Genomic DNA, 23991 nt, shown 5'->3' with positions numbered 1-23991 from the left:
CGACGTGTGCGGACAATGGTGAGAGTGGCACCTGCATTCGTCCTGCACCACCACCGCAAACCACGACCGCACTTTGACCTGCGGCTTGAGGAGGGCGGTGTGCTGCGCTCCTGGGCGGTGCCTCGCGGCCTGCCGGACAGCCCCAACGGCAACCGGCTCGCGATCCCCGTGCCCGACCACCACCTCGATCACCTCACCTACGAGGACGCCGACAAGTCGATCGTCGACATCGGCACCTGGGAGGAGCACGACCGCACCGAGCGTCGAATGCTGTTCACGTTGAACGGCCGCACCAGCCGGCGGCGATACGCGCTCATCAGGACCGGTGAGGGCTGGCTGCTCCACCTGACGAAAGAGCAGCCTCCGGACGAGCGCGGTTAGAAGCCTCCCGAGGTCCGCCCGTACTCCTTGGGTCGGGTTGTCGGTGCGGTGTAGGGCCAGGATGGCGTGCGCGATCGTGGCGGGGCGCTGCCGGGCACACCGTTGGCGCCTCCGCGGCCTCAACGACGGGTCTTCACATCTTGGCAGCGGCCCGCGCCTCCGCTACCGTCCTTGGGAACGCTCCCATGAACTTAGATACATCTATGTGATCAGGAGGAAACACGTCGTGGCTATCCTCTCCCCCCGACGCCACAGATGGGCGGCCCTCAGTGTGGCGGCCGTCGCGGGCGCCACCGCCGCCGGCGTCTGTCTCGCGGTCGGCGGCGCGTCCGCCGGCACGGTGTCCGGACCGCTCTACCGCGACCCGAGCTCGGCCGTTGTCCGCTGGGTCGCCGCCAACCCCGGCGACTCGCGTGCCGCCGTCATCCGCGACAAGATCGCGAGTCAGCCGCAGGCCCGCTGGTTCGCCAACTTCAACCCGTCGACCGTGCAGTCCGAGGTCTCCGGGTTCATCGGCGCCGCCAACGCGGCGCAGCAGATCCCGGTGCTGGCGGTGTACGAGATCACCAACCGGGACTGCGGCGGGGCCAGCGGCGGTGGGGCACCGGACCTCAACCAGTACCAGACGTGGGTGTCCAACTTCGCCAGAGGGCTGGGCAACCAGACGGTCATGATCATCCTGGAGACCGACGCGCTCGCCCTGCAGACGTGCCTGAGTGGCGGCGAGATCAGCGCGCGCAACCAGGCGATCACGACGGCCACCCGGACCATCAAGTCGGCCAACCCCAACGCCAAGGTGTACCTCGACGGCGGCCACTCCACCTGGAACAGCGCGGGTGAGACGGCCAACCGGCTCCGGGCGGCCGGCGTGCAGTACGCCGACGGTTTCTTCACCAATGTGTCGAACTACAACTCCACCTCCGGCGAGGCGAACTTCGGCCGGTCGGTCATCTCCGCCCTCAACGGCATGGGCATCTCGGGCAAGCGCCAGGTCATCGACACCAGCCGCAACGGGGGTGCGAGTGGGGACTGGTGCGGCGACGACAACTCCGACCGGCGCATCGGGCAGTACCCGACGACGAATACCGGCGACAGCAACATCGATGCGTACCTGTGGGTGAAGCCGCCGGGGGAGGCAGACGGCTGCCGCTACACGGCCGGTTCGTTCCAGCCCGACCTGGCCTACAGCCTGGCCAACGGCGCGCCCAACCCGCCCACCACCGCGCCGCCGACGACCGCTCCGCCGACCACTGCCCCGCCAACCACTGCCCCGCCAACCACGGCCCCGCCGACGACCGCGCCGCCGACCACGGCTCCGCCGACCACGGCTCCTCCCACCACGCCGCCGCCGACGGGTAACGGCTGCTTCGCGTCGGTGTCGGTCAACCAGTGGTCCGGCGGCTTCACCGCGAGCGTGACGGTCACTGCCGGTTCTGCTGACATCAACGGCTGGACCGTGACCATCACGCTGCCCGGCGGCGCCGCGATCACTGGCGCCTGGAACGCCCAGGCCAGCGGCACCAGCGGAACCGTCCGGTTCACCAACGTGAGCTACAACGGACACGTCGGCGCCGGGCAGTCGTCCAACTTCGGCTTCCAGGGCACCGGCACCGGCCCGGGCGCGACGGCCACCTGCGCGGCCGGCTGACCCCACCAGATGCCACGGCCCGGCGCGGAGGACCACTCTTCGCGCCGGGCCGGGCGGCGGTGACCGACGGCGACGTCTATCTCGTGTCAATCGGCGCGCCCGTGGTGCCCCTGCGGACAGCCACCACGGTGCGTGTGCGCGGGCTGGCGCCAGGCGGCGTCACGCCGTGCGGTAATCGCCGGTGAGCCGACCGAGCTTCATGGCCAGGTGCAGGCACAGCCGCTCGTTGCCGTCCTTCAGGTCGGTACCGGCGAGCTGTTCCACCCGTTGCAGCCGGTAGTAGAGGGTGGTCCGGTGCAGCCGGAGCTTCTCGGCGGTCGCGTGCGCGTTGCCCGCCAGGTCGAGGTAGGCCTCCAGGGTCTCCAGCAGCACCTGGTGTGCGTCGTCGCGCAGCAGCCGCTCCAGCCCGGGATGGACGCCCGCGACGTCGAGGTGCTGACTGTCCAGTTGGGACAACACCCGGTAGATGCCCAGGCCGGCCCAGGAGACCACCGGGCCCAGCGCGGGCAGTTGCGTACCGACCCGGGCCGCCTGCGCGGCCTCCTGGTAGGACTCGACCGCGCTGGACAACCCGGCGCGGGGCTGGCCGATCCCGGTCACGGTCCGGTCCACCGAGGCCAGGCCGCGGGTCGCGGTGCCCAGCGCCTCGTCCAGGTGCCCGGCGGACGCCTCCGGCGAGGGGCGGCCGGCGACCCGGTCGCCGCAGACCAGCAGCACCCCGTGGTCGTGCCAGACCAGGTGCAGCGTCTCCCGCACCCCGATCCACCGGCGGGTGGTGACCAGGGCCTGTTCCAGGGCGATCCGGGCCACCTCGTCGGGCTGCCGCCCGCCGGCCGGCACGAGCTGGGCGACGAGCGCGACGGTCGACCCGTCGGCCGCCACCATGCCCTCCTCCAGCAGCGCCCGCGCCGCGTGCTCGCGCGCCTGCCGGCTCTCCACCAGTAGGGTGCGGGTTGCCTCGGTCTCCCGCTGCGAGGCGAGCTCACCGAGCAGGTTCTCCCGGTACAGGGCCAGCGACAGGTCGGTGAAGGCGCCGGTCGCGGTGGCGATGTCGGCGTCGGTCATCGAACCGTCCGCGTCGATGAACCAGACGAACCCGAGCAGCAGGTCGTCGTGCCGGATCGGCACGCAGACCCTCGCCAGCAGGTCCAGGTCGGCGCAGGCGGGGGTACGGACCGGCGCGCGCGCCGTGAGCACGCCCATGCCCCGGAACCAGGCGATCACCTCCGGCGTCGTCTGCCGGCGCAGGATCGACATCCGGCGGACGTCGTCCATCGGGCCGTCGTGCTCGCTGTAGGCGACCACCCGCTGCCGCCGGTCTTCGATGAGGGCGGGTCTCCCCACCCGGGCGGCGACGGCGTCGACGATTCGCTGGAGCTCACCGTGCATGTATCTCCCCTGGTTGCGCTGCGTGACAGGGATCGCGCGACCGCCAGTCCTTACCCTCCGGTGCGGGTGGGTCATCGCGCAAGGTCCACTGTCGAAGTCGCGACAAAATGACGGGCGGCAACGCGACTGTTCCGGCATCTGTCCGAAGACCGGAGGCGACAGGCGTTCCTAGGGTTCCGGTATGGACCGCACCAGCGCCGCCGCGCACAGTGCGGGCGTGATGACGGGTGGTGCCGGCGCGGAGAGGGGATTCCCGAGTGGGAACTGGTAGGCCCTGGCGGGGCGTGCTGGTCGCCATCACCACGCCGTTTCGCGCCGACCTGTCGGTCGACTTCGACCAGCTCCAGGAACACGTCCGTTGGCTCGCCGCCGAGGGGTGCCACGGCGTCGTGCCGTGCGCATCGATGGGGGAGTACCGGGCCCTTTCCGACGACGAGCGGGCCGCCGTGGTGCGGGCGACGGTGCAGGCCGCGCCGTCCGGCTGCGCGGTGGTGCCCGGCGTCGGCGGCTACGGCAGCAGGCAGGCCCGCCGCTGGGCGGAGCAGGCCGCCGAGGCCGGAGCCCACGGCGTGCTCGCGCGGCCACCCGACGGGCCCGCCGCCCGCGCCGCCGACGTGGTCGCCCACTACCGGGAGGTGGCGGCGGTCGGCCTGCCGGTGGTCGCCCACAACGAACCGTACGACACCCGGCTGGACCTCACGCCGGACCTGCTGGCGACCGTCGCCGAGATCGACGGGATCGTCGCGGTCAAGGAGGTCACCGGCGATGTACGCAGGCTGCACCGCCTGCGGGACCTCTGCCCGCACGTCGACGTGCTGGTCGGCGCCGACGACGTGGTGCTCGAACTGGTGCTGTGCGGCGCCACAGGATGGGTCGCCAGCCTGCCCAACGCGTTGCCCCGCCAGGCCGTGCGCCTGTACGAGTTGTGCGTCGCCCGCGACCTGGGCCGGGCGCTGCCGCTCTACGCCGAGCTGCACCCGATCCTCGGCTGGGCCTCCCGGCCCGAGTCCGTGCAGGCCGTCAAGCTCGCCATGGAGTGCGCCGGGCGGTTCGGCGGCCGGTGCCGCCCACCGCGCGGACCCCTGTCCGGGCCCGCCGCCGACCGGGTCCGCCGGGACGTGCTGCGGGCCCTCGCGGCGACCGCCGAACCGGCTTCCGGGGCCCGCGCTGGCTGATCCGCCGGTGGGCGCCGGTCCTTCAGGTGTCGGAAGTCGCAGGCCCACCTGCCGACATCTGCACGGTGACCGGCACCGGCCCGCCCTCCTAGATTCGCTGCGTGGCCTGCTGACAGGTGTTCCGCGATACCCCCACCCGGGACGCCAGCGCCGCGTTTCCCTCCGACGAGAGGTGGTTCCGTGCACCGTCCTACCCCCAACCGAACCCGACTGAGGCGGGCCGTGCTGGCCGCAGTCGTGGTGACCACGCTCGTAGCGACCGGGGCGGCGCAGGCCGCCGCGGCCCCGGCCAACCCGGCCGGCGGCACCGCGCCGTTCCAGGTCCTCGACCCGCAGGCCTGGCAGAACCCGGACACGATGACCTGGAACGACTACAAGGCCGTGCCCGGCAAGAACTGGGCCGACCCGAGCGTGTCGGGCTCGGTCCGCAACTTCAAGATCGCCCTGGTGGCGCTCGACTATCCCGACCAGACGTTCGCGGTCTCCCAGCGGGCCCGCTCGACGGTCTTCGGCAACCCCCAGTCGGTCGCGACCAACATCCCCCGGGCGGACGTGCCGACGTTCTACCAGGACTTCCTGAACACGCCGAACACCCTCAACAAGGGCCACACCCTGCACGAGTACTGGATGCAGGACTCCAACGGCCGCTACGGCGTCGACCTCGCCGGGTTCGGGCCGTACGAGATGCCGGCCAAGTCCTACCAGTACGGGCTGGACAACGGGTTCAACCCGGGCGCCTGTCCGAGCGGGGACGTGTGCGGCAAGAACATCCGCACCGACGGCCTGGGCGCCTGGCGGGCGGCCGTCGGCGAGGAGGTGGCCAACCAGTACGAGCTGGTGTTCATCCTCAGCGCCGGCCAGGACGAGTCATCGACCTGGCAGGAGTTCGGGCAGATGATCTTCCAGAACAAGGAGGACGTGCCGGATGCCTGGGGCCCGCCGGACCCCAACCTACCGAACTGGGCGAAGACCCGCTACGTGGACTGGACCTCGTGGAAGGCGGCGGCGACACTGTGGCCGAACGCCGGCGGCGGCTCCTCGACGCAGGGGGAGAGTTCCGGCATGGGCGTCTATGCCCATGAGCTGAGCCATCTGCTCGGCATCGGCGACAACTACAACAACCCGTACGGCGAGCCGCTGCGCAGGGCGTACACCGGGATCTGGAGCATGATGTCGCGCGGGTCGTTCAACGGCCCGGGCGGTCCGCACACCCGCTGGCAGATCCCGCCGACCAACGGCGGCTCGATGGGCTCGTTGCACACCGTGCGGGACAAGATCAAGATAGGCCTGCTCGGCGAGGAGCACGTGCTACGGCTGTCCCGGGAGTCGCTCGCCTCCTCGGGCATGGTGGTCGCGCAGGTCACCGCCCGCGCGGTCGACGCCGGCCCGAAGGGCCTGACCGGCGTGAACATCGCGCTGAACAAGGACCTGTCGCCGACGTGCGGCGTCAGCACCGACCCGCTGTGCGACGGCGGCAACTTCAACAACTACACCGTCGAGGTCGTCGACCGGATGGGCGCGGATTCCTTCACCCCGGACAGCGGCGTGCTGCTGAGCAAGACGAAGAACGCCGACAGCGCACCGTTCCAGTGGGTGGTGGACGCCAACCCGCAGGACATCGACATGATCGACTTCTATCGCCCGGACGGCACCCCGCAGAAGATCACCATGGGTGACTACCGGCAGCTCTCCGACGCGCTGTTCCACGCCGGCGCGGACACCGGCAGTCAGTACGAGTACGTCGACGAGGCCAACCGGCTGCACTTCTACATCATCGACCTCAAGCGGGACTCGGCCGGCTCGCTGTCCTACACCGTGGCGGTGCGCTCGCTGAACGGCACCGGCGGGCCGAGCAGCCACGGCGTGACACTGGGCAAGGGCGAGGTGACCAGCGGCGGCAAGCCGACCAACCGCGGGGCGACCTGCTCGTTCGAGCTGACCAACACCGGTTCGTACTCGGCCGGCGGGCAGCAGCACCCGGAGAACGTCAGCGCGTACCTCAAGTCGGACGTCTACCGCCTGTCGGCGGAAGTGGCCGGCAAGGGCTGGCGGACCTGGCTGCCCAACCAGCTCGCCACCGCGCAGTTCGGCAAGGCCACCACGGTCAAGGTGTCGGTGGGTGCCACCGCCGCCGCCGCGGACACCGGTTTCGTGAAGCTCACCGCGACCTCGGAGAGCGACCCGACGAAGACCGTGACCAAGCAGTGCCGAGTCGAGAAGTCCTGACCGGCGCCCGAGGTTGACCCGTTCCTGCCGGGTCCGCGGCGGCCTGCCGCCGCGGACCCGGCAGGCGGACAAAGAGGAGGACGACGTGCGGCGAAGCACCATGACACTGCTGCCCCTGCTGCTGGCCGGCGCAACCGGCTGCGGCGCCGTCGGCGCCGCCCAGGAGACGGTCTCCCCGACGACCGTCCGGGTCCTGGTTCGCGACATCAACATCCGGGCCGCGGGCGTGGACTGCGCCGGCACCGGTCCCTACCTGCATTTCCACAACCGGGCGCAGTTCCGCGTGCTCGACGCGGACGGCGCGGCGCTGGCCACCGGGCGGCTGCCGGCGGGGACTGCGGTGGCCGCCTTCGCCGAGGACCTGGGAGTCGAGCGCGTGCCCACCTACTGCGAGTTCGCCGTCGGTGTGCGCGTGCCGCAGCGGGCCTCCTACCGCCTGGAGGTGGACGGCCGGCCGGCGCTCGACCTGACGCCGGACAGCAGCGAGGGCCCGGCGCTGGTGGCGGTGGTCCCGTCATGAGGCAGGCCCTCCTGCCGCTGTTGCTGGCGGCGGCGCTGCTGGGCGGATGCAGCACGCCCCCGCCCGAGCCCGCGCCGGCGCCCGCCGGAGGGGCTGCGGCGCTGCCCGGGCCGGTCCCCGCCGACCTGGCGTTGCGCCCGGCGCCCGGCACCGCTCCGGCCGCCCCGGCGTTCACCGGCGCGCTGACCGACGGCACACCGTTCGCCGCCGCCGAGCTGTGGGCGCAGCGTCCCGTCGTGCTCACCTTCTTCAACTCCTGGTGCACCACCTGCGCCAGCCGCCAGGCCGCCCTCAGTGAGCTTGCGCGCAACTATCGGGACCGGGTGGTCTTCGTCGGCGTGGCCGGCGCGGACCAGGCCGACGAGGTCCAGGACTACCTACGCGCTCACCGGGTGGAGTATCCGGTCGTCCTGGACGACCAGCAGACGATCTGGCGTTCGTACGCGGTGCGGGAGCCGCCGGCCGTCGTGCTGGTGGCCAAGGGTGGCGCCCTGCTGCGCGGCTGGCCGGGTGGCCTGGACGCCCCGGCACTCGACCAGCGGCTGCGGGAGTTGGTGCTGGTTGGCCAGCCGTAGTCCCGACGCCCAGGCACCTCGGTGCGGCCCGACCCGGCACCGGTCGGCGTCGCACCGAGGCTTCCCCGTGCCCGGGGCACGGCTGCCCGCCACGTCCGCTTCCCGTCGGGCGAGGGAGCACCCCGTCGAACCACACCCGGCGAAGTTCCTACACGTGCAGGTGGTGGCACAGGCCACCGGCTCGTAGCGTACGCAGCCTCGGACATATCAAGGAGACTGCATGGCTACAGTGGGAACGCGCTGGCGCAGAGGCGTGGCCGTACTGTCCGCGACAGTGCTCGCCGCCCTCGGCGCGGCGCCGCAGGCGCAGGCGGCGGACGGCCCGCCGTCGATCGTCGTCCAGGACGGCGTCACCCAGCCGGTGTTCGGCTACGCCGACGCCATCCGGGAACGCCTCTTCATCGACTCCACCTTCGACAGCGACAACGACGGTCTGCGTGACATCATCGCGTTCGACCTGATGCGGCCGGCGGCCACCGCGCAGGGGCTCAAGGCCCCCGTGGTGATGGACGCCAGCCCCTACTACTCGACGGTCTGCCGGGGCAACGAGTCCGAGTGTAAGGCGGACCTCGACGGCGACGGGCTGCTCGACAAGTGGCCGTTGTTCTACGACAACTACTTCGTCCCGCGCGGCTACGCGGTCATCCTGCTGGACATGGTCGGTACCAACAACTCCACCGGCTGCCCGACCACCAACGCCAACCAGGACAACCTGAGCGCCAAGCAGGCCATCAACTGGCTCAACGGCCGGGCCACCGCCCGCAACGCCGCCGGTGAGATCGTCAAGGCGGACTGGCACAACGGCAAGACGGGGATGATCGGCAAGTCGTACGACGGCTCGCTGGCCATGGCCACAGCGGTGACCGGCGTGAAGGGCCTGACCACGGTCGTGCCCATCAGCGGACCCACCGAGTACTACGACTACGTGCGCAGCAACGGCGTCATCACCCGTGGCAACAGCTACGTGGCGTCGCTGGCCAACACGGTCACCAACCCCGAGCGCCGGGAGTACTGCAAGCCGGTGCGCGACGCGATAGCCGCCGCCGACGGCGACGAGCACGGCGACTACACGGCCTTCTGGAACGAGCGCAGCTACGTCAAGAAGGTCCCCAACGTCACCGCAAGCGTGCTGCTCTACCACGGCCTCAACGACGACAACGTCCGGCCGGACCACTTCAGCAAGTTCTGGTACGCCCTGGCGGAGAACAACGTGCCGCGCAAGCTGTGGCTGTCGCAGGAGGGCCACGTCGACCCGTTCGACTCGCGCCGCGCGGTGTGGGTGTCGACGCTGCACCGTTGGTTCGACTTCTGGCTGCAGGGCGTCGCCAACGGCATCATGGACGAGCCGCGGGTGGACCTGGAGCGGTCCGCCGACGTGTGGGAGACCCACGCCGACTGGCCGATCCCCGGCAAGGCCGACACCGAGGTGTTCCTCCAGCCGGGCACCACTGGCGCGGGCGGTCTCGGGCTGGTGCCCACCGCGAAGCCGACGACCGGGGCGTTCCAGGACAGCCGCACGCAGAGCCAGAACACCATGATCCTCAACCCGGACGTGGTGCAGCCCAACCGGCTGGCCTTCCTCTCCGCGCCACTCTCCGCGCCGCTGCACATCTCCGGCACCCCGACCGTGCAACTGCGGGCCTCCGCCGACCAGACCGACACCAACCTCGGGGCGATCCTGGTCGACTACGGCACCGACGAGCGGGTCGCGCACCGGGCCTCCGGCGAGGGAATCATCACCCTGACCACGGAGGACTGTTGGGGCCAGAGCAGCCCGACGGACGACGGCTGCTACAAGCAGACGACGAAGCGGGTGGCCACGGCCGACTACGAGCTGGTCACCAAGGGCATTATGGACGCCCAGAACCGGCAGTCGATCCGCGTCGCCGTGCCGCTGGTGCAGGGGGAGTCGTACAACTTCAGCTTCCCGCTGCTGCCGGAGGACTACGTCTTCAAGCCCGGCCACCGGATCGGCGTGATCATCGTGGCCAGCTACCCGCAGTACTCCAGCCAGGCGGACACCACCGCCGCGAACCTGCAGGTCGCGTTGAAGAGCAGCAAGATCGTCCTACCCGTGGTCGGCGGTACCACCGCCGCGCACGCCGCCGGCCTCTGACCGGCTGATCGGCACGCCGCCCGGCGCGGCTCAGCACCGGGGCGGCCCGGCGATCGACCCTCCGCGGAGGACCGTCGATCGCCGGGCCGCCCCGCACCTGGCTACCCCTGCCGCGCGAAGCCGCCGAGGGGAGGGCACATGTCGCCGACCGCCACCGTGCTCGTGGTCTTCGAAGCTTTGGCTCACTTGTCGAACCGGATTTCGACGCGTCGGTTGCTGGCCCTGCCCTTCGGGTTGTCCTTGCCGTCCACGGTGTTCGGCGCGACGGGTCGGGTCTCCCCGAAGCCGTTGATCTCGTAGGTGATCCCGCTGTCGGTGAGTGCCGCGGTCAGCGCGTCTCGGACCGCCTGGGCCCGTCGGCGGGACAACGTCAGGTTCTGCGCGTCGTCACCGACCGAGTCGGTGTGCCCGTCGATCTGAACCTTGCCCTTGGCCTGGCTTCGCAGCCGTCCGGCTATCTCATCCAGCCGTGCACGAGCAGCCGGGGACAGATCGGCCTTACCGAAGGCGAAAAGCACATCGGCCGCGAGGGTCAGCTCGATCCGCCTGCTGGACTCGGCCTGCATGCTGGTGCCGTCGGGTTCCTCGGTAAGCAGAAAGATGTCCTGCACCGGCCCCTGGATGTCCACGATCGGCGCGCTCACCTGCTCGCCGGCCACGATCTGTGGTCCAGGCACGACGGTCGGCGGCGTCGGTGTCGGCGCGGACCAGGCGACCGCCGGTTCGCTGACCAGCAGGCAGATGGCCAGCGTGGCGGCGGTCGCCATCCGCCGGCTAACCGAGCGGTACATTCTCGAACACCGGTACGCGAGGGATGACGACATCAACGGCGGTGACGTCGTCCGGTGGGGCTCCGAGCATGGCGTACAGGTCGACCGACTGGCCGGCCAGGACGAACACCGAGGCGAGGCCCGACGAAGCGAGATAGTTCACCTGGCCGGGCTTCGCGTCCTGGTCTCCGCTCCGGGCCACCAGGTGTCGCTTTCGGTTCTTCCGGTCGATCATCGTCACGCCGGAGAAGGCCAAGGAGACCGTGTCACCTTGGAACGCGCTTGAGATCTGCCAACGGTCCGAGTTGCCGGTGGCGTCCGTGCGGGTCAGCCGGACGTTGACAGCCACAAAACCCTGGTCGCGTCGGAGCGGGTACAGCTCGACCTTGACCGGGAAGAGCTTGCCGCTGTCGCTGATCTGAATGTCCCGGCTCCCAATCGGTGCACCGAGTTCCTCGGGCGCGCCCGCTGTGGCGGCAACTGTCTCCTTCAACTCCTTGGTGCCGTCTCCGGGATCGCGTGACCTGCCGAGGCTGCCGCACGCCGTGAGGGCCATCGTCACCGCGATCGCGAGCGAACCGGCGGTGATCGTGACGCGTCTACCCACGATTTTCTCCGTTACTGGTCGCGGTCTGCCAGACACTCCGCACCGCCCGGCAGCCACAAACCACGTCCGATAGATCGGTCAACAATTTTCGAGCCAGGGCGGCTGGCCGCTGCCCAGCGGGAATCGACTGACCGATTGTCAGCGGTACGGCCTGCAACTCGCCTGCAGGGTACTTGCAGCGGACGCATCGGCGAGAGAGCCGCGACGACATTCATGACGCTGCGCTGGTCCAGCCCATGGTGGTCTCGCGGAGTGCCAGCAGAGGCGGTGCCGACATCGGCGGCGCTGTTCGAGGTGACCCGGTGGTGCTGGCCACCGCCTGCTTCCTTGCGCCGGAGGACGGTGAGCCCTACCGTCCTCCGACCCAGGCGGTGGCCAGCCAGGGGTGCCTCTCGGCCGCGCCCACGCACAGCCACCGCCGTCGGACCTACTTCTTCGGGTCGAGGTCGTCAGCCGTGTCGGCCCGCCCACACCGGGCTGTCCACGTAGTGGTTGTCGTAGCGGTCCTGGGTCTCGCCGACTTCCTGCCAGGTGGCATCGCCCTGGTGCACCTTGTCGAGCAGTCGGTAGTAGTCGAAACGGGGCTTGCCGGGGGTGATCACGACGAGGAAGTCGGCGTCCTGGCCGTTGGTGGGAGCGAAGGCGTGCGGGGTGTTCGGCGGGACGAAGAGCGCGTCTCCCTTGTGCAGGGTGTGCAACTCGATGCCGACGAGCATCTCGAGGGCGCCGTCGAGCACGAAGAACAGCTCGCCGGAGTGGGTGTGCAGGTGTGGCGGCGCACCGTCGGTGCCGTGCTTGAGCAGGGTGCGGTTGCTGGTCAGGGCGCCGCCGGTGTGTTCGGGGTCGAGTAGCAGCGTGATCACGCTGGCCGGGTCGCTGTTGAGAACCTCGGCCTGGGCTGCGCGTACCAGGGTCATTGTTGGCTCCTTCGCTGTTCGCTGATTCCTAGACACTAAGTGTCCAGGATCATCGTCGCTAGTGATCATGACGGGCGTCACAACTCCTGGACATGTAGTGTCCAGGACTATGCGGATGAGTCAGGGCGTCGAATGGGCCCTCCACACGTGCCTCAACCTGAGCTGGCTGGACGCCCCGGTGCCAACCGGTACCCTCGCGGCGTTCTACGAGCTGCCGCCGGCCTACCTGAACAAGCAGCTCCAAGCCCTGGTCCGAGCCGGGATCCTGAGGTCGACCTCGGGGCCGCGTGGGGGCTTCCAGCTGGCCCGGGCCCCGGGGGCGGTCTCCCTGCTGGATATCGTGGCCGCGATCGAGGGCCCGGAAGAGCTGTTCCAGTGCGACCAGATCCTCAGGAAGGGGCCGGGCGAGCACGCGGACGTCAACTATCGACAGTCCTGCGCGTTCGCCCAAGCCATGCGAGGTGCCGACCTGGCGTGGCGGCGGGAACTGGCCGGCAGGACCGTGGCTGACGTCCGGGCCAACGTCGAGCACGGGCACCCCGAAGCGCCGGCCAACACCCGAGCCCGGATCGCGGAACTGCGCTAGGTGTGCCGGCCAGGGACGTTGAGGGTGACGAAGGAGATCGCTCTGCCGCTGTTTACGCGACCAGTCTCTCGGCGGCCGGCAGCGTCACCAGCCGCTGCGGCTCAGCGGGTCCGGTAGCGCGCGTAGATCAGTCCGCTGTCAAAGGCACGCTCCTCGACCAGTTCGAGGTCGAGGCGCACGCCGTCGGGGAAGAACCGCTTGCCGCCGCCCACCACGCTCGTGGTGATGAACAGGTGGTACTCGTCCACCAGGCCGGCCGCGATCGCCTGGGCCGCGAGGTTCGGGCCGTCGACGGTGAGGTCGTGATCAGCCTCGGCCTTGAGCTTGCGCACCGCGTCCGGGTCGAAGGTCCGCTCGATCCTGGTCTTCGCGCTGGACACCGACTCCAGCGTCGTGGAGTACACGATCTTCTCGGCGGCCTGCCAGTCGCGGGCGTACTGCAGGATGTGCGGCGGCTGGTCGGGCTCGGTGTGCGCGGTCTCCCAGTAGACCATCGTCTCGTAGATCCGTCGGCCGTAGAGGTACGTGCCGACGGGGCGGAAGAGGTCGTTGACGAAGGTATGCACCTCCTGATCGTCGGCCCCGGTGCCGAGGTCGCCCTCCGCCGCCTCGGCGTAGCCGTCGAGGGAGGTGATCATCGAGTAGATGAGCTTTGCCATGCGTCTCCTTCGGGTACGAGCGTGTCAGTCTGCCAGCGGTCCTGCAGGTTGTGACCTCCGCACGACCCGAAACTCATCGTTCGGCTGTCTGGCCGGCCCGCTTCCGTCAACAGCCAGATCCCGGACGAAGCGCACCCCGGGGTCTTCCGGGGTCGGCGTCGATGGCCTTGGCTTTCCGCGGCGGATCAGGCCGACCCCGATGAGTACGACCACCATCCCGACGGCGATCCGGAAGCTGAAACTCTCGTCGAGCACGATGGCTCCCAGCGCTACCGAGACCACCGGTAGCAGATAGCCGACCGTCGCGGCATTGGTGGCGCCCTCGGCGGCGATGATCCGGTAGGTGAGGTGGAAGGTGATCCCGGTGGCGACGACGCCCAGGATCACGACGGCGATCAGGGCCTTCGAGCCGATCTCGATCGACCTCAGACCGCCGGCCGGCACAGTCAACGCGGTGAGACCGGTCGCCGCGATGAGCTGCGCCGCAGAGAGCGAGATGGTGGGGACGCCCTTTCCGACCAGGTTGCGGCCCATGTACGCGAAGCCGACGGCATAGCTTGCCGCCGCGGCGACGATGGCAAGAGCGCCCCACCCGACCGGCCCGGTCGTCTGCCACGGCGCGAAGATCAGCACAACTCCGGCGAACCCGAGCAGGAGGCCGCCCAGCCGGACCGGCCGGAGCCCGCGCTCCGAGCCGATCACGATGCCGATCAGCAGGGACCACAGCGGGGTCGTCGCGTTCAACACACCGGCCACTCCGGAGTCGATGGTCTGCTGGCCGATGCTGAACATGGCGAACGGCAGGGCATTGCAGAACAGGGCCGCCACGACGATGTGACCCCAGACCGCCCCACCCCGAGGCAGCCGTCGACCCGAGCCGAGGCACGCGACCAGCAGAGCCGCCGATCCGAGTACGCACCGGCTCAGGGTGACCTGGACCGGAGTCAGTGCGTCCAGGGCCAGCTCGATCCAGAGGAAGGTCGATCCCCACAGCAGTGCGAGCACGCCCACCCGCATCCACGCCCATGTCCTGCCCGCAGCACCGTTCACCCTGACCTCCTTGATTAGCCCCATGAACAGTGCCGGGCCCCACTCGAAACGAATAGCAAAAAGTTCTGCATGATCCTTAAGCTCGGCTACATGATTGATGTGAGGCGCATGCAGGTGCTGCGGGCGGTGGTCACCAGCGGGTCGGTGACCGCGGCGGCGGCGCACCTCGGCTACACCCCCTCCGCCGTCAGCCAGCAGATGGCGGTGCTGGAAAGGGAGGCCGGGATCGCGCTGCTCGAACGAGTCGGCCGAGGTGTCCAGCCCACGGCGGCGGGCCGACTGCTGACCAGGCACGCGGCCATCATCAGCCAGCATGTCGCCGAGGCCGAGACCGCACTGGCCGACCTGCGCGCGGGGCGTACGGGCCGGCTGACGATCCGCTACTTCGCCTCGGTAGGCCCAACCCTGCTGGCACCCGCCCTCGCCCGAGTCCGGCGCGAGCACCCCGGCGTGACGATCGACGCCAGGGTGACCGATCCTGATGATCTGCTGCCGGACGTGGCGCAGGGCAGCGCCGACCTGGCCATCGTTGTCCGCCGACCAAGCGACGAAAGCCACCAGGGCATCCGCGTGGTGCACCTGCTCGACGACGCGTACCAGGCTGTGCTGCCCACCGGACACCCGCTCGCCGCGCAACGGGTGATCGACCTGGCCGACCTCGCGAGCGAATCGTGGGTTGGTAGTGAACCTCCCGGCCCGTGCCTGGAGCCCATCATCGACGCCTGCGCCGCGGCGGGCTTCAGCCCGGACATAGTGGTGAAGTCGGAGGACTACGCCACGGCTCAGGGTTTCGTCGCGGCTGGTCTCGGCGTCAGCCTCATCCCCCGACTGGGACTGGGTACCCGCCATCCTGGCGTCACCATCCGCCGGGTTCGTCGCCCGGAGCCCATCAGGACGATCTACGCCGCGGTCCGGGAGATCTCGCTGGCGCAGCCCGCAGTGGGCGCGCTGGTCAACTCCCTCATGGACGCACCACTCCACGGTTGGCGCACGGGGAAGCGCGGCGGCGGAAACCTCCGCCGATCAGATCGTGAGGCGTAGACATCTTTCAACACCATTGATGATCCGCTATATTCTGCGCATCGTTGATCTCTTCGGCTTCCCTTGAGAGGTGCACATGTTCGACGACTTGGCGCTGCGGCGGCGTACCCTCCTGGCGGCCCTCGCTGGTGCCGCGGCCGTCCCCATTTTCGGAGGCCCCGCGCGGGCCGCGTTGCCCAAGGTCTACATCGACCCCGGCCACGGCGGTACCGACTCTGGGGCGGTCGGCAACGGGTTGCAGGAGAAGGCCCTGACGCTCGACATCTCCCTGCAACTGCGCAGTATCCTGCTGGCCAACTGGAACGTCGACGTCCGCATGTCCCGAACGACCGACATCACTCGCAGCCTGGCCTACCGCACCGATGACGCCAATGCCTGGGGCGCTGGCCTCTTCGTCAGTGTGCACATCAACTCCGGGGGCGGCACCGGCTTCGAGAGCTACCGGTATCTGACGGCGGACGCCGCCACCATCAACCTGCACAACGCGTTGCATCCGAGGGTGATCGCCGGCATGCGGTCGGTCGGTTCAGTCACCGACCGAGGGCTGAAGAGCGCCAACTTCCATGTGCTGCGCGAGACGACCATGCCCGCGGTGCTCACCGAGAACCTCTTCATCGACACCGTGGCGGACGCGAACCTGCTCAAACGGGCGGAGTTCATCACCGCCACCGCCCGCGCGCACGCTCAGGGCATCGCCAGCTATCTGGGGCTGGGCAGCACCACCCCGCCCACCTTCAGCGTCATCGTGGACAACGCCACCGCAGGGCGGTTCACGGCGAGCACCAACTGGGGAAGCTCGGCCTATTCCAGCCAGCGCTACGGCGCTGACTACCGCTTCGCCAGTCCCACGCCGGCCAGCGACACGGCCTGGTTCAAGGTCGACATCCCGGCGGCCGGGAACTATCGGATCGAGGTACGGCACCCGGCCGACCCGGGTTACAACAGCACCACCCCGCACGTCATCGTCACCGCCTCGGGCAACCAGACGCTCAACGTGGACCAGCGCTCCAACGGTGGCGCCTGGCGTTCGCTCGGCACCTTTGCGCTCGCTGCCGGTGACCGCAACCTGGTCGCGGTGAGTCGGTGGACCAACGCCGCCGGCTACGTCGTGGCCGACGCCGTCCGGGTCACCCGAGTCTGAGGCGTGTTTCGTAAGTTGCGGCGCGAGCTGCTCATGTGACTGTCGGCGATCTTGGCCTGCGGCAGTAGCTCGGCCAAGCGGCGGCGGTGGGAGGGAGGCATCACACGGTCCTCGGCGGCCCAGGCGATAAGGGCGGGGCCGATATCCCCGCGCCTGATCGCCGCCCGTGTGGGAGGCTCGTCGCCATGGGGCAGTTGATCAATGTGAGGGACGGGTGCGTCTGGGCCGAGGACACCGGGGGCGGCCTGCCGCCGGTCGTGCTACTGCACCCGGGCGTGGGCGATTCTCGCATCTGGAACCCCGTCTGGGAGCGACTCGCCGGGCAGCACCGGCTGATCCGGTACGACGCGCGGGGCTTCGGCCGCTCCGCGCCGCCGGCCGGGCAATTCTCCCGGGTGGACGACCTGCGTCGGGTGCTTGACCGGCTCGGCGTCGGGCCGGCATTGTTCGTCGGTTGCAGCATGGGCGGCGGTACCGCGCTCGACCTCGCCCTCGCCGAGCCGGATCGGGTTCGCGGGATGGTGCTGGCATGCCCCGGCATTTCCGGCGCCCCGCCCTCCCACGATCCCGACGACGAGCCGGACAGCGTCGACCCGGAAACCTTCGTCGAGCAGGGTGTCGCCCGGTGGGCCCGGGCCGGCCGCGACCCGCTCGTCGTCGATCTGCTGCGCTCGGCGGTCCGGTTCTGGCTCAACTGGGGAGATACCTTCGCCGATGACGGCGACGCGTGGTCCCGGCTGGAGGACGTTGCTACTCCCTGCGTGCTGCTGCTCGGCGATCTCGAACGCCCGTCGTTCGTCCCGTCCTGCGTCGAGGCCGCGCGGCGCATTCCCGGCTGCCGCCTTGTGCGAATACCCGGCGCCGACCACTTCGTGCCGCTGCGGGCGCCCGACGCCGTGGTGGAGGCGCTGCGCTCGCTGCCGCGCTGACCGGGCCGGCTACCAGTTGCTCAGGTAGCCCGACGGGGCTGCGGGAAAGCGGTCCGCGATCAAGGCCCTAGCGATGGTCCGTGCCCAGTTGAGGTTCCGGTGGTTGGCGAGGTGTCGATGCGGCGTGAGCGAGGGGGACGCCGTCAAGGGCTGACGCAACTCCTCTGGCGGCCGGCTCGTTGGTGCGGCAAGGGGCGGACGGAGGCGGACGATGGCGGCGGGGCGGGGTGCCGAACTGTTGCGTCCTCCCACGAGTTCGGGCCGCGCGACGTTCCTGGAACTCTTCTTCGATCTGGCCTTCGTCGTGGCCCTCACCCGGGTCTCGCAACGATTCGCCGGCCTGAGTGATGACACTGGCTGGGAGCTCGTCACAGGGTTCGGTCGTACCCTGCTGCTCTTCTTGGCGCTCTGGTTGATCTGGTCGCACACCGCCTGGATCACCAGTCGCTACGAACCGGAGCGGCCGATCATCCAGGCCGTCGTGGTCGGCACCATGTTCGCCGGCCTCATCATGGCGGTGGCGCTGCCACGCGCCATGGAGGAACGAGCACTGCCGTTCGCGGCCGCGTACCTGATGGTGATGGTGGTGCGGCCGCTCGTGGTCGCCGCCGCGCTGCGTGGCCATCCACGACGGATGGTGCCGTTCCGGCTTGCCGTGTGGGCTTCGGCGAGCGCGCCGCTGTGGCTGGTCGGCGCGTTGGCTTCGGACCATCTTCGCCTGCCGCTGTGGGCCGCCGCCCTCGCTGTCGACTACCTCGCCTGGGCCATGGGTTGGCCGCTGCCGTGGCTCGGCGTCTCAAAGGTCGGCCGCTGGCGGATCGCCGGAACGCATCTTGCCGACCGTTACCAGCAGATGTTTCTCATCGCACTCGGTGAGTCGATTTTGGTCATCGGAGTGGTCTTCAGCGGCACGGACTACTCCGCCGAGCGGGCAACCGCCTTCGCGGTCGCGTTCGCCACCAGCGCGCTGCTCTGGCGGATCTACTTCCACCGCGCCGGGCTGCTGCTGACCGAGGCCTTCGATCGGGCGGGTATGCCCGGCCGGCTGGGCACGGCGTCGGAACGGACGCATCTGCTGATCGTGCTCAGCGTGCTCGTCACCTCGGTCGGCTACGAGCTGGTGATCGACCATCCGTTCGGGGCGCCGCGACCCAGTTGGCTTCTGTTCGTGGTGGGTGGTCCAGTGCTCTTCCTCGTCGCTCGTATGCGGCTGGAACACGAGATCTTCGGTCGGGTTTCACGACCCCAGATGATCGGCTTGGCGGCCCTACTGCTGTTTACGCCAGCGTTGGCCCACTGGGCGCCGATGGTCGGGCTGAGCGTGGTGGCCGGAGCGCTGGCGCTGGTCACGCTGCTCGACGCGCTGCGAAGCCGGGGACGGCCGCTTGAGACGTCCGCCTCGCCGATCGGGCGGGAGACATCCGGCGATCGCGACTCTGAGGCGTGACCGCGCGGCCGTGCACGGCTACCAGCCCCGGCCGCTCGATGGCGCGATGGCTCCGGGATAGGTTGGGTCGGTGGGAGAGTTTGGGCACCTGTTCCGCTCGGCCGCTGAGCATGTAGCGGACTACCGAGCGTCGCTATCGGAGCGCCCGGTCGGGGTTCCCAGCGACCAGGCGGCGCTGGCCAGGGCTTTCTCCGGCCCATTGCCCTCCGCGTCGCGCCCGCCAGAGCAGGTGCTTGCGGACCTGATCGCTGCGGCCGAGCCGGGGCTGGTGGCCAGCGCCGGCCCGCGGTACTTCGGGTTCGTGGTCGGCGGCGCGTTGCCGGCGGCGACCGCGGCGGACATCGTCGCCGCTGGTTGGGACCAGCTCGCGACCAACGCCGTCACGTCGCCGGCCGCTGTTGCGGCCGAAGCTGCCGCCGGTGGTTGGTTGAAGGAATTGCTGGGGATCCCGGTGTCGGCGTCGGTCGGGTTCGTCACCGGTGCCCAGGCGGCCAACACCGCCGGTCTCGCTGCCGCCCGACACCAGGTGCTGGCGGACGCGGGCTGGGACGTGGAACGGCGCGGGCTGCTCGGGGCGCCACCGATCCGGGTGATCGCTGGTCAGGAGCGGCACGGGACCATCGACCGGTCGCTGCGTCTGCTCGGCCTCGGCACCGACGTGGTGCACCCGGTGTCCGCAGGGCCGAACGGCGCCATCGACCTCAAGTCGCTACGGGAGGCGCTGCGGGCCGGCTCGTCCGGCCCCACCATCGTGTGTCTGCAGGCCGGGAACGTGAACACCGGCGCCTGCGACCAGCTCCGGGAGGCGTGCGAACTGGTCCAGCGGCACGGTGGATGGGTGCACGTGGACGGGGCATTCGGGCTGTGGGCGGCGGCGAGCCCTGCGACCCGGCATCTGGTGGACGGGCTGGAGCTGGCGGATTCGTGGGCCTGCGACGGCCATAAATGGCTCAATCTGCCGTACGACTCGGCGTTCGCGTTCTGCGCCCGGCCCGACGTGCACGCAGCGGCGATGTCCTACAGCGCCGCGTACCTGGTCGGCTCCGGAGGGGCACCGGCAGGAGCGGATTTCACTGCCGAGTCCTCACGGCGGGCCCGTGGGTTCGCCGTCTGGGCTGGACTGCAGGAACTGGGCAGCGGTGGCGTCGCGGCACTGGTCGGGCGCTGCTGCGAACTGGCCCGTCGATTCGCAGCCGGCCTGAGCAGGGCCGGGTTCGAGGTGGCGAACGAGGTGGTCCTCAACCAGGTGCTGGTCGGCTTCGGCGACGACGCGCGCACCGACCGGGTGGTGGCCGCGGTCCAGGCTGACGGCACCTGCTGGGTAGGCGGGACAACGTGGCGAGGACGGCGGCTGATGCGAATCTCAGTGTCCAACGCCACCACGACCGAAGCAGACGTGGACCGATCGGTCGCCGCGATCGCCCGCCTCGCCGCGTAACACCGACGCGCACCTCGGCAGCGCGGTGTGCGTCGACTCAACCTGGATTTCTTACGCCGCACCGCAGCCCGTCGAAGAGGATCGCCGTGATGCGCACGGCTTCGTCCGTCCAGCCGTCCGTGGCGTGCATTCCGCAGATGGCGCCCAGCGCACGTAGCAGGGTACGCCCGCCGACATCGCCACGGATGGAACCAGCCACCGAGCCTGCGTCGAGCAGCCGATCGAGAGCTTGTGCCATCTGTCGGCGGGCGTCGTCGAAGACTGGCGAGTCCGTCGCCATGATGCTCCCCAAGGCGACCGCCATCCCCTTGCCGACGGCGGCATGCTCTACCAGTAGCAGTAGGAAGCGCCGCAGGGCCTCGTCCGGGGCGTGCCGGTCAAGGAGCTCCGCGGGCGCGGCGCAAAGCTCGTCGACCTCCTGGCGGTAGACCTCCTCGATGAGGGCTTCACGGGTCTCGAAGTGGCGGTAGAGCGTTCCGACCGCCACGCCGGCGCTGCGGGCGATGTCCTCGACGTGCGCGTCGGCCTCGCTGTTGAGAAACGCCTCGCGCGCCGCGGTCAGGAGAGCTTCGCGGTTACGCCGCGCATCAGCGCGCAGCGGACGTGACGACGACAACACGGCCTCCATAAGATGAGTCTGACTCCGCTTATGCTAGTTTTCCGGAGTCAGCTTCACCTTACTGGACGGGATGACTCATGGCGTTCTCGGACGACGGCCTCAGCGGCCTTCGAGTGCTGGTCACCGGCGGCAGCCGTGGCCTGGGCGAGGCGACGGCCCGCCGCTTCGCGGCAGCCGGCGCGAGGGTGCTGACCGCCTCCCGCAGCACACCCCCAGCGGATCTGCGGGCCACCTTCATCCCCGCCGACCTCGCCACCGAGGAAGGTGTCGCGCAGCTCGGCCGGCGAGTCCTCGACAGCGTCGGCGGGGTGGATGTCCTGGTGAGCAATGCGGGCGCCGCCAGCGCCCCGGCGCCGACGCTGCAGCGGTCCGACGGATCGTGGCATGCCGACCTGGCAATGAACCTGTTGAGTGCCGTCCGGCTCGACCGGGCACTGGTCCCGGGAATGGTCGAGCGCGGGTCCGGTGTCGTCGTGCACGTCTCGTCGATCGCGAGCCGCCTACCGCAGCGCGCCGAGGCGTCCTACGCCGCAGCGAAAGCAGCCCTCAACGCCTACAGCCGCGAACTGGCGACGGAGGTGGGCGAGCACGGGGTGCGAGTGGTGTGTGTCCTGCCGGGCTTCGTGGTCACCCAAGGTGCCGCAGAGCACCTGCAGCAGATGGCGGACCAGCAGGGTATCGCCGTGGAGCAGGTCAAACAGCAGATTGTGGATCACCTGAACGTGCCAATGGGCCGCCCCGGCGATCCCGAGGACGTCGCGGAAATGATCGCGTTCCTTGCCTCCAGGCGTGCGAAGTGGCTCACGGGAGCCGAGTTCCGCGTCGACGGCGGCATCATCCCGGTTGTGTAAGCCGAACCCGAACAGATCGGACGAGCAGCATGAACATCAACCTCAGCGCCATCATCATCGATGCCGGCGAACTGCAACCCGAGAGCGCGTTCTGGCACCAACTGCTGGGCGGCTCGATCGTGAAGACCGCAACCCACCACTTCCTGCGCATCGAGGGGTTTCCCGCGGTAGTGATCCAGTTGGCGCCGGGGCATGTCCCCCCGACCTGGCCTGAGGGCAACGCCCAGCAGATGCACGTCGACCTGACGACCGACGACCTCGCCGCTGCGGACATGCTGGCACTCCAGGCCGGTGCGCGTCGGCTGCAGCCCACCGATAACGTCGACCCCGCTGCACAGAAGGGCGGCCGGGTCTATGCCAGCCCGGCCGGGCACCCCTTCTGCCTCCGGTCGGCCTGAGTTGCGCGACCGCCCGGACCGAAACAGGGATCGGGGTCCGTCGTGCCCATCGTTGAACCGAGCCTGGTCGACCGTGCACCTCGGAGCTTCCGGGTGGTGTGGCGTCTCTCTTGTAGTACTAGCGGCCGGATTCGGTTGACTGGCGCTCGGCATTGATCCGGAGGAGTCCTTCGACCCCGCGGAGGAAGGTCTCGGACACCAACGCGGGGTCGAAGAGGCATCCGGCTGCCATGGCGCCGTCGCGGAGCATGACGAAATGGCGGGCGGCGGGGTCCGCCGTTTCCTGGTGGACCTGCGCCATGAGCGTGGTGAGCGTGTCCAGGAACCATTGCCGGTGGGCGATGATTTCCTGGTGCACGGGGTGGTTCGGGTCGGGATACTCCGCCGCGGCGTTCAGGAAGGCGCACCCACGAAAGCCGGGGGACTGAATGCTCTGAGCGATGGAGCCCGCAATGGCCAGGAGGGGGTCCAGCGGCGCCGTGTTCGTGGCGAGGGCCGCGTCGACCGCGCCGCGATCCATCTGATGGACCTCACGTAGGTAGGCGAGGATGAGGTCATCCTTGCTGGGGAAGTGCCGGTAGAAGGTGGCCCGGGTCACCTTCGCCTCGGCGATGATCCGGTCGACGCCCACAGAGTGGATGCCCTCCGCGTAGAAGACCCTGGTCGCCGCGGTGAGGAGCCGGAGGCGCGCCTCAGAGGGCCGGTTGTCGGGTTCGCCGCGCGTCATACAACCCATCCTAGCGGATAGAACGTTCGGTCTTGACAGTGTGAGGTCGGCTTGCCATGCTGGCGGACAGAACGTTCGGTCTCCCCTCTGCTGAAAGGGTCACCCGTGACCACCATTGCTGCTTCGCCCGGTATCTCCCAGACCGCATCCGCACTGCGGCGGCTGTACTTCACCCGCTTCGCGTTCGCCATCGCGTGGGCCGGCGTGACGATCGCTACCGCCAAGGAGATCGGCCCGCTCACGGTGGTGCTGTTCGTGCTCTATCCGCTGTTCGACGTGGGCGCTGCCATCTACGACGTTCGTTCGTCGCGGACCACCGGCTCGCCGGCCCTGCTGTACGCGAACATCGCGGTCAGCCTGATCGCCGCCGTCGGCGTGGGTGTCGCCTCCGCGTCCGGTATCCCGGCTGTCCTGCGGGTGTGGGGCGCCTGGGCGATCCTGGCCGGTCTGGTCCAGTTGATCGTGGGTGTCACCCGTCGGAAGATGGGCGGCCAGTGGCCGATGATCATCAGCGGTGGCATCTCGGTCCTGGCTGGTGGGTCCTTCCTCGCCAGTGCTTCCGCCAACAATCCGTCGCTGACCAACGCGGCTGGCTACGCCATCCCCGGCGCCATCTTCTTCCTCATCGCCGCCTTCCGCCTAGGCCACAGCGCGAAGGGCAACTGACATGACCGCATTGAGTACGACGTCGTCGTTGTCGGTGCGGTCCCGTTGGATCGGTTGTGGCACGCGGTTCCGGCGTACCCGACCGTCAGCGAGGTGTGGCTTGGGTTTACCGGGC

Annotated in this window: 24 protein-coding genes; 16 read left to right on the top strand and 8 right to left on the bottom strand. The window is 69.7% G+C overall.

The window, feature by feature from the left end; genetic code table 11:
• Positions 1–15: 15 nt before the first annotated feature.
• Together ABZT18_RS04105 and ABZT18_RS04100 are read left to right on the top strand one after the other, a co-directional pair.
• A complete protein-coding gene (locus ABZT18_RS04105) occupies positions 16–381 on the top strand; it encodes a DNA polymerase ligase N-terminal domain-containing protein (RefSeq protein WP_354992312.1) in 366 nt (121 codons plus the stop codon).
• A gap of 226 nt (positions 382–607) precedes the next feature.
• On the top strand, positions 608–2029 hold the full coding sequence (locus tag ABZT18_RS04100) for a glycoside hydrolase family 6 protein (protein ID WP_354992311.1): 1422 nt from the start codon (positions 608–610) through the stop codon (positions 2027–2029).
• Positions 2030–2188: 159 nt separating this feature from the next.
• Here the strand turns inward: ABZT18_RS04100 and ABZT18_RS04095 are convergent, their stop codons facing one another.
• Positions 2189–3418, bottom strand: coding sequence for a helix-turn-helix domain-containing protein (locus ABZT18_RS04095; protein ID WP_354992310.1), 1230 nt, complete (start codon positions 3416–3418; stop codon positions 2189–2191).
• A 257-nt stretch (positions 3419–3675) separates the two neighbouring features.
• Here ABZT18_RS04095 and ABZT18_RS04090 point away from each other — a divergent pair, with 257 nt between their 5' ends.
• The 5 genes from ABZT18_RS04090 (at position 3676) to ABZT18_RS04070 (ending at position 10030) form a co-directional block, all read left to right on the top strand.
• On the top strand, positions 3676–4593 hold the full coding sequence (locus ABZT18_RS04090) for a dihydrodipicolinate synthase family protein (protein ID WP_354992309.1): 918 nt from the start codon (positions 3676–3678) through the stop codon (positions 4591–4593).
• 180 nt (positions 4594–4773) lie between these two features.
• On the top strand, positions 4774–6819 hold the full coding sequence (locus ABZT18_RS04085) for a M6 family metalloprotease domain-containing protein (RefSeq protein ID WP_354992308.1): 2046 nt from the start codon (positions 4774–4776) through the stop codon (positions 6817–6819).
• A gap of 85 nt (positions 6820–6904) precedes the next feature.
• On the top strand, positions 6905–7339 hold the full coding sequence (locus tag ABZT18_RS04080) for a hypothetical protein (RefSeq protein ID WP_354992307.1): 435 nt from the start codon (positions 6905–6907) through the stop codon (positions 7337–7339).
• Positions 7336–7914 (top strand): redoxin domain-containing protein, encoded by a 579-nt coding sequence (locus tag ABZT18_RS04075; protein ID WP_354992306.1) that lies wholly within the window; start codon positions 7336–7338, stop codon positions 7912–7914. The genes ABZT18_RS04080 and ABZT18_RS04075 overlap by 4 nt, the downstream gene beginning before the upstream one ends.
• A gap of 220 nt (positions 7915–8134) precedes the next feature.
• A complete protein-coding gene (locus tag ABZT18_RS04070; RefSeq protein WP_354992305.1) occupies positions 8135–10030 on the top strand; it encodes a CocE/NonD family hydrolase in 1896 nt (631 codons plus the stop codon).
• A gap of 182 nt (positions 10031–10212) precedes the next feature.
• Here the strand turns inward: ABZT18_RS04070 and ABZT18_RS04065 are convergent, their stop codons facing one another.
• The 3 genes from ABZT18_RS04065 to ABZT18_RS04055 all read right to left on the bottom strand — a co-directional run bounded on the left by ABZT18_RS04065 (position 10213) and on the right by ABZT18_RS04055 (position 12324).
• Positions 10213–10821: an OmpA family protein gene (locus ABZT18_RS04065; protein ID WP_354992304.1), complete on the bottom strand. Its 609-nt coding sequence runs from the start codon at positions 10819–10821 to the stop codon at positions 10213–10215.
• A complete protein-coding gene (locus ABZT18_RS04060; protein WP_354992303.1) occupies positions 10805–11407 on the bottom strand; it encodes a hypothetical protein in 603 nt (200 codons plus the stop codon). The genes ABZT18_RS04065 and ABZT18_RS04060 overlap by 17 nt, the downstream gene beginning before the upstream one ends.
• A 449-nt stretch (positions 11408–11856) precedes the next feature.
• Positions 11857–12324 carry a cupin domain-containing protein gene (locus ABZT18_RS04055; RefSeq protein ID WP_354992302.1) on the bottom strand — a complete coding sequence of 156 codons (468 nt, stop codon included), beginning with the start codon at positions 12322–12324 and terminating at the stop codon, positions 11857–11859.
• 115 nt (positions 12325–12439) lie between these two features.
• Between ABZT18_RS04055 and ABZT18_RS04050 the strand changes: the two genes are divergently transcribed.
• Positions 12440–12910: an Rrf2 family transcriptional regulator gene (locus ABZT18_RS04050; RefSeq protein WP_354992301.1), complete on the top strand. Its 471-nt coding sequence runs from the start codon at positions 12440–12442 to the stop codon at positions 12908–12910.
• Positions 12911–13011: 101 nt separating this feature from the next.
• Here ABZT18_RS04050 and ABZT18_RS04045 read toward each other — a convergent pair whose 3' ends face one another.
• Positions 13012–13569 (bottom strand): dihydrofolate reductase family protein, encoded by a 558-nt coding sequence (locus ABZT18_RS04045; protein ID WP_354992300.1) that lies wholly within the window; start codon positions 13567–13569, stop codon positions 13012–13014.
• A gap of 24 nt (positions 13570–13593) precedes the next feature.
• Positions 13594–14619 (bottom strand): DMT family transporter, encoded by a 1026-nt coding sequence (locus ABZT18_RS04040; RefSeq protein WP_354992299.1) that lies wholly within the window; start codon positions 14617–14619, stop codon positions 13594–13596.
• Between the two features lie 90 nt (positions 14620–14709).
• On the opposite strand from ABZT18_RS04040, the gene ABZT18_RS04035 reads away from it, so the two are divergent.
• From ABZT18_RS04035 to ABZT18_RS04015, 5 genes are all read left to right on the top strand, one after another.
• The gene (locus ABZT18_RS04035; RefSeq protein ID WP_354992298.1) at positions 14710–15660 is read left to right on the top strand and encodes a LysR family transcriptional regulator; all 951 of its coding nucleotides are present in this window, start codon (positions 14710–14712) and stop codon (positions 15658–15660) included.
• Between the two features lie 76 nt (positions 15661–15736).
• Positions 15737–16801 carry an N-acetylmuramoyl-L-alanine amidase gene (locus tag ABZT18_RS04030; RefSeq protein ID WP_355250398.1) on the top strand — a complete coding sequence of 355 codons (1065 nt, stop codon included), beginning with the start codon at positions 15737–15739 and terminating at the stop codon, positions 16799–16801.
• A gap of 185 nt (positions 16802–16986) precedes the next feature.
• Positions 16987–17730, top strand: coding sequence for an alpha/beta hydrolase (locus ABZT18_RS04025; RefSeq protein WP_354992296.1), 744 nt, complete (start codon positions 16987–16989; stop codon positions 17728–17730).
• Positions 17731–17941: 211 nt separating this feature from the next.
• Positions 17942–19177, top strand: a complete 1236-nt coding sequence (locus tag ABZT18_RS04020) for a low temperature requirement protein A (protein WP_354992295.1) — start codon at positions 17942–17944, stop codon at positions 19175–19177.
• Positions 19178–19247: 70 nt separating this feature from the next.
• Positions 19248–20615, top strand: coding sequence for a pyridoxal-dependent decarboxylase (locus tag ABZT18_RS04015; RefSeq protein ID WP_354992294.1), 1368 nt, complete (start codon positions 19248–19250; stop codon positions 20613–20615).
• A 37-nt stretch (positions 20616–20652) separates the two neighbouring features.
• Here ABZT18_RS04015 and ABZT18_RS04010 read toward each other — a convergent pair whose 3' ends face one another.
• Positions 20653–21243, bottom strand: a complete 591-nt coding sequence (locus ABZT18_RS04010) for a TetR/AcrR family transcriptional regulator (protein ID WP_354992293.1) — start codon at positions 21241–21243, stop codon at positions 20653–20655.
• A gap of 68 nt (positions 21244–21311) precedes the next feature.
• On the opposite strand from ABZT18_RS04010, the gene ABZT18_RS04005 reads away from it, so the two are divergent.
• Positions 21312–22085 (top strand): oxidoreductase, encoded by a 774-nt coding sequence (locus tag ABZT18_RS04005; RefSeq protein ID WP_354992292.1) that lies wholly within the window; start codon positions 21312–21314, stop codon positions 22083–22085.
• 29 nt (positions 22086–22114) lie between these two features.
• On the top strand, positions 22115–22483 hold the full coding sequence (locus ABZT18_RS04000; RefSeq protein WP_354992291.1) for a VOC family protein: 369 nt from the start codon (positions 22115–22117) through the stop codon (positions 22481–22483).
• A 118-nt stretch (positions 22484–22601) separates the two neighbouring features.
• Here ABZT18_RS04000 and ABZT18_RS03995 read toward each other — a convergent pair whose 3' ends face one another.
• Complete coding sequence (locus ABZT18_RS03995; protein ID WP_354992290.1) at positions 22602–23210, bottom strand: TetR family transcriptional regulator; 609 nt, start codon at positions 23208–23210, stop codon at positions 22602–22604.
• Between the two features lie 105 nt (positions 23211–23315).
• On the opposite strand from ABZT18_RS03995, the gene ABZT18_RS03990 reads away from it, so the two are divergent.
• Positions 23316–23876 carry a hypothetical protein gene (locus ABZT18_RS03990; protein ID WP_354992289.1) on the top strand — a complete coding sequence of 187 codons (561 nt, stop codon included), beginning with the start codon at positions 23316–23318 and terminating at the stop codon, positions 23874–23876.
• Positions 23877–23991 lie beyond the last annotated feature (115 nt).

This window comes from Micromonospora sp. NPDC005291 (assembly GCF_040607415.1).
Taxonomy (GTDB): Bacteria; Actinomycetota; Actinomycetes; order Mycobacteriales; family Micromonosporaceae; genus Micromonospora.
This window is presented reverse-complemented; position numbering and strand designations above follow the sequence as displayed.

Excerpts from the sequence above, each read along its gene's own strand:
- ABZT18_RS04105 (WP_354992312.1), top strand. The coding sequence starts at position 16 with ATGGTGAGAGTGGCACCTGCATTCGTCCTGCACCACCACCGCAAACCA.
- ABZT18_RS04095 (WP_354992310.1), bottom strand. The coding sequence starts at position 3,418 with ATGCACGGTGAGCTCCAGCGAATCGTCGACGCCGTCGCCGCCCGGGTG.
- ABZT18_RS04075 (WP_354992306.1), top strand. The coding sequence starts at position 7,336 with ATGAGGCAGGCCCTCCTGCCGCTGTTGCTGGCGGCGGCGCTGCTGGGC.
- ABZT18_RS04070 (WP_354992305.1), top strand. The coding sequence starts at position 8,135 with ATGGCTACAGTGGGAACGCGCTGGCGCAGAGGCGTGGCCGTACTGTCC.
- ABZT18_RS04065 (WP_354992304.1), bottom strand. The coding sequence starts at position 10,821 with ATGTACCGCTCGGTTAGCCGGCGGATGGCGACCGCCGCCACGCTGGCC.
- ABZT18_RS04055 (WP_354992302.1), bottom strand. The coding sequence starts at position 12,324 with ATGACCCTGGTACGCGCAGCCCAGGCCGAGGTTCTCAACAGCGACCCG.
- ABZT18_RS04050 (WP_354992301.1), top strand. The coding sequence starts at position 12,440 with ATGAGTCAGGGCGTCGAATGGGCCCTCCACACGTGCCTCAACCTGAGC.
- ABZT18_RS04045 (WP_354992300.1), bottom strand. The coding sequence starts at position 13,569 with ATGGCAAAGCTCATCTACTCGATGATCACCTCCCTCGACGGCTACGCC.
- ABZT18_RS04035 (WP_354992298.1), top strand. The coding sequence starts at position 14,710 with ATGATTGATGTGAGGCGCATGCAGGTGCTGCGGGCGGTGGTCACCAGC.
- ABZT18_RS04030 (WP_355250398.1), top strand. The coding sequence starts at position 15,737 with ATGTTCGACGACTTGGCGCTGCGGCGGCGTACCCTCCTGGCGGCCCTC.
- ABZT18_RS04025 (WP_354992296.1), top strand. The coding sequence starts at position 16,987 with ATGGGGCAGTTGATCAATGTGAGGGACGGGTGCGTCTGGGCCGAGGAC.
- ABZT18_RS04020 (WP_354992295.1), top strand. The coding sequence starts at position 17,942 with ATGGCGGCGGGGCGGGGTGCCGAACTGTTGCGTCCTCCCACGAGTTCG.
- ABZT18_RS04010 (WP_354992293.1), bottom strand. The coding sequence starts at position 21,243 with ATGGAGGCCGTGTTGTCGTCGTCACGTCCGCTGCGCGCTGATGCGCGG.
- ABZT18_RS04005 (WP_354992292.1), top strand. The coding sequence starts at position 21,312 with ATGGCGTTCTCGGACGACGGCCTCAGCGGCCTTCGAGTGCTGGTCACC.
- ABZT18_RS04000 (WP_354992291.1), top strand. The coding sequence starts at position 22,115 with ATGAACATCAACCTCAGCGCCATCATCATCGATGCCGGCGAACTGCAA.
- ABZT18_RS03995 (WP_354992290.1), bottom strand. The coding sequence starts at position 23,210 with ATGACGCGCGGCGAACCCGACAACCGGCCCTCTGAGGCGCGCCTCCGG.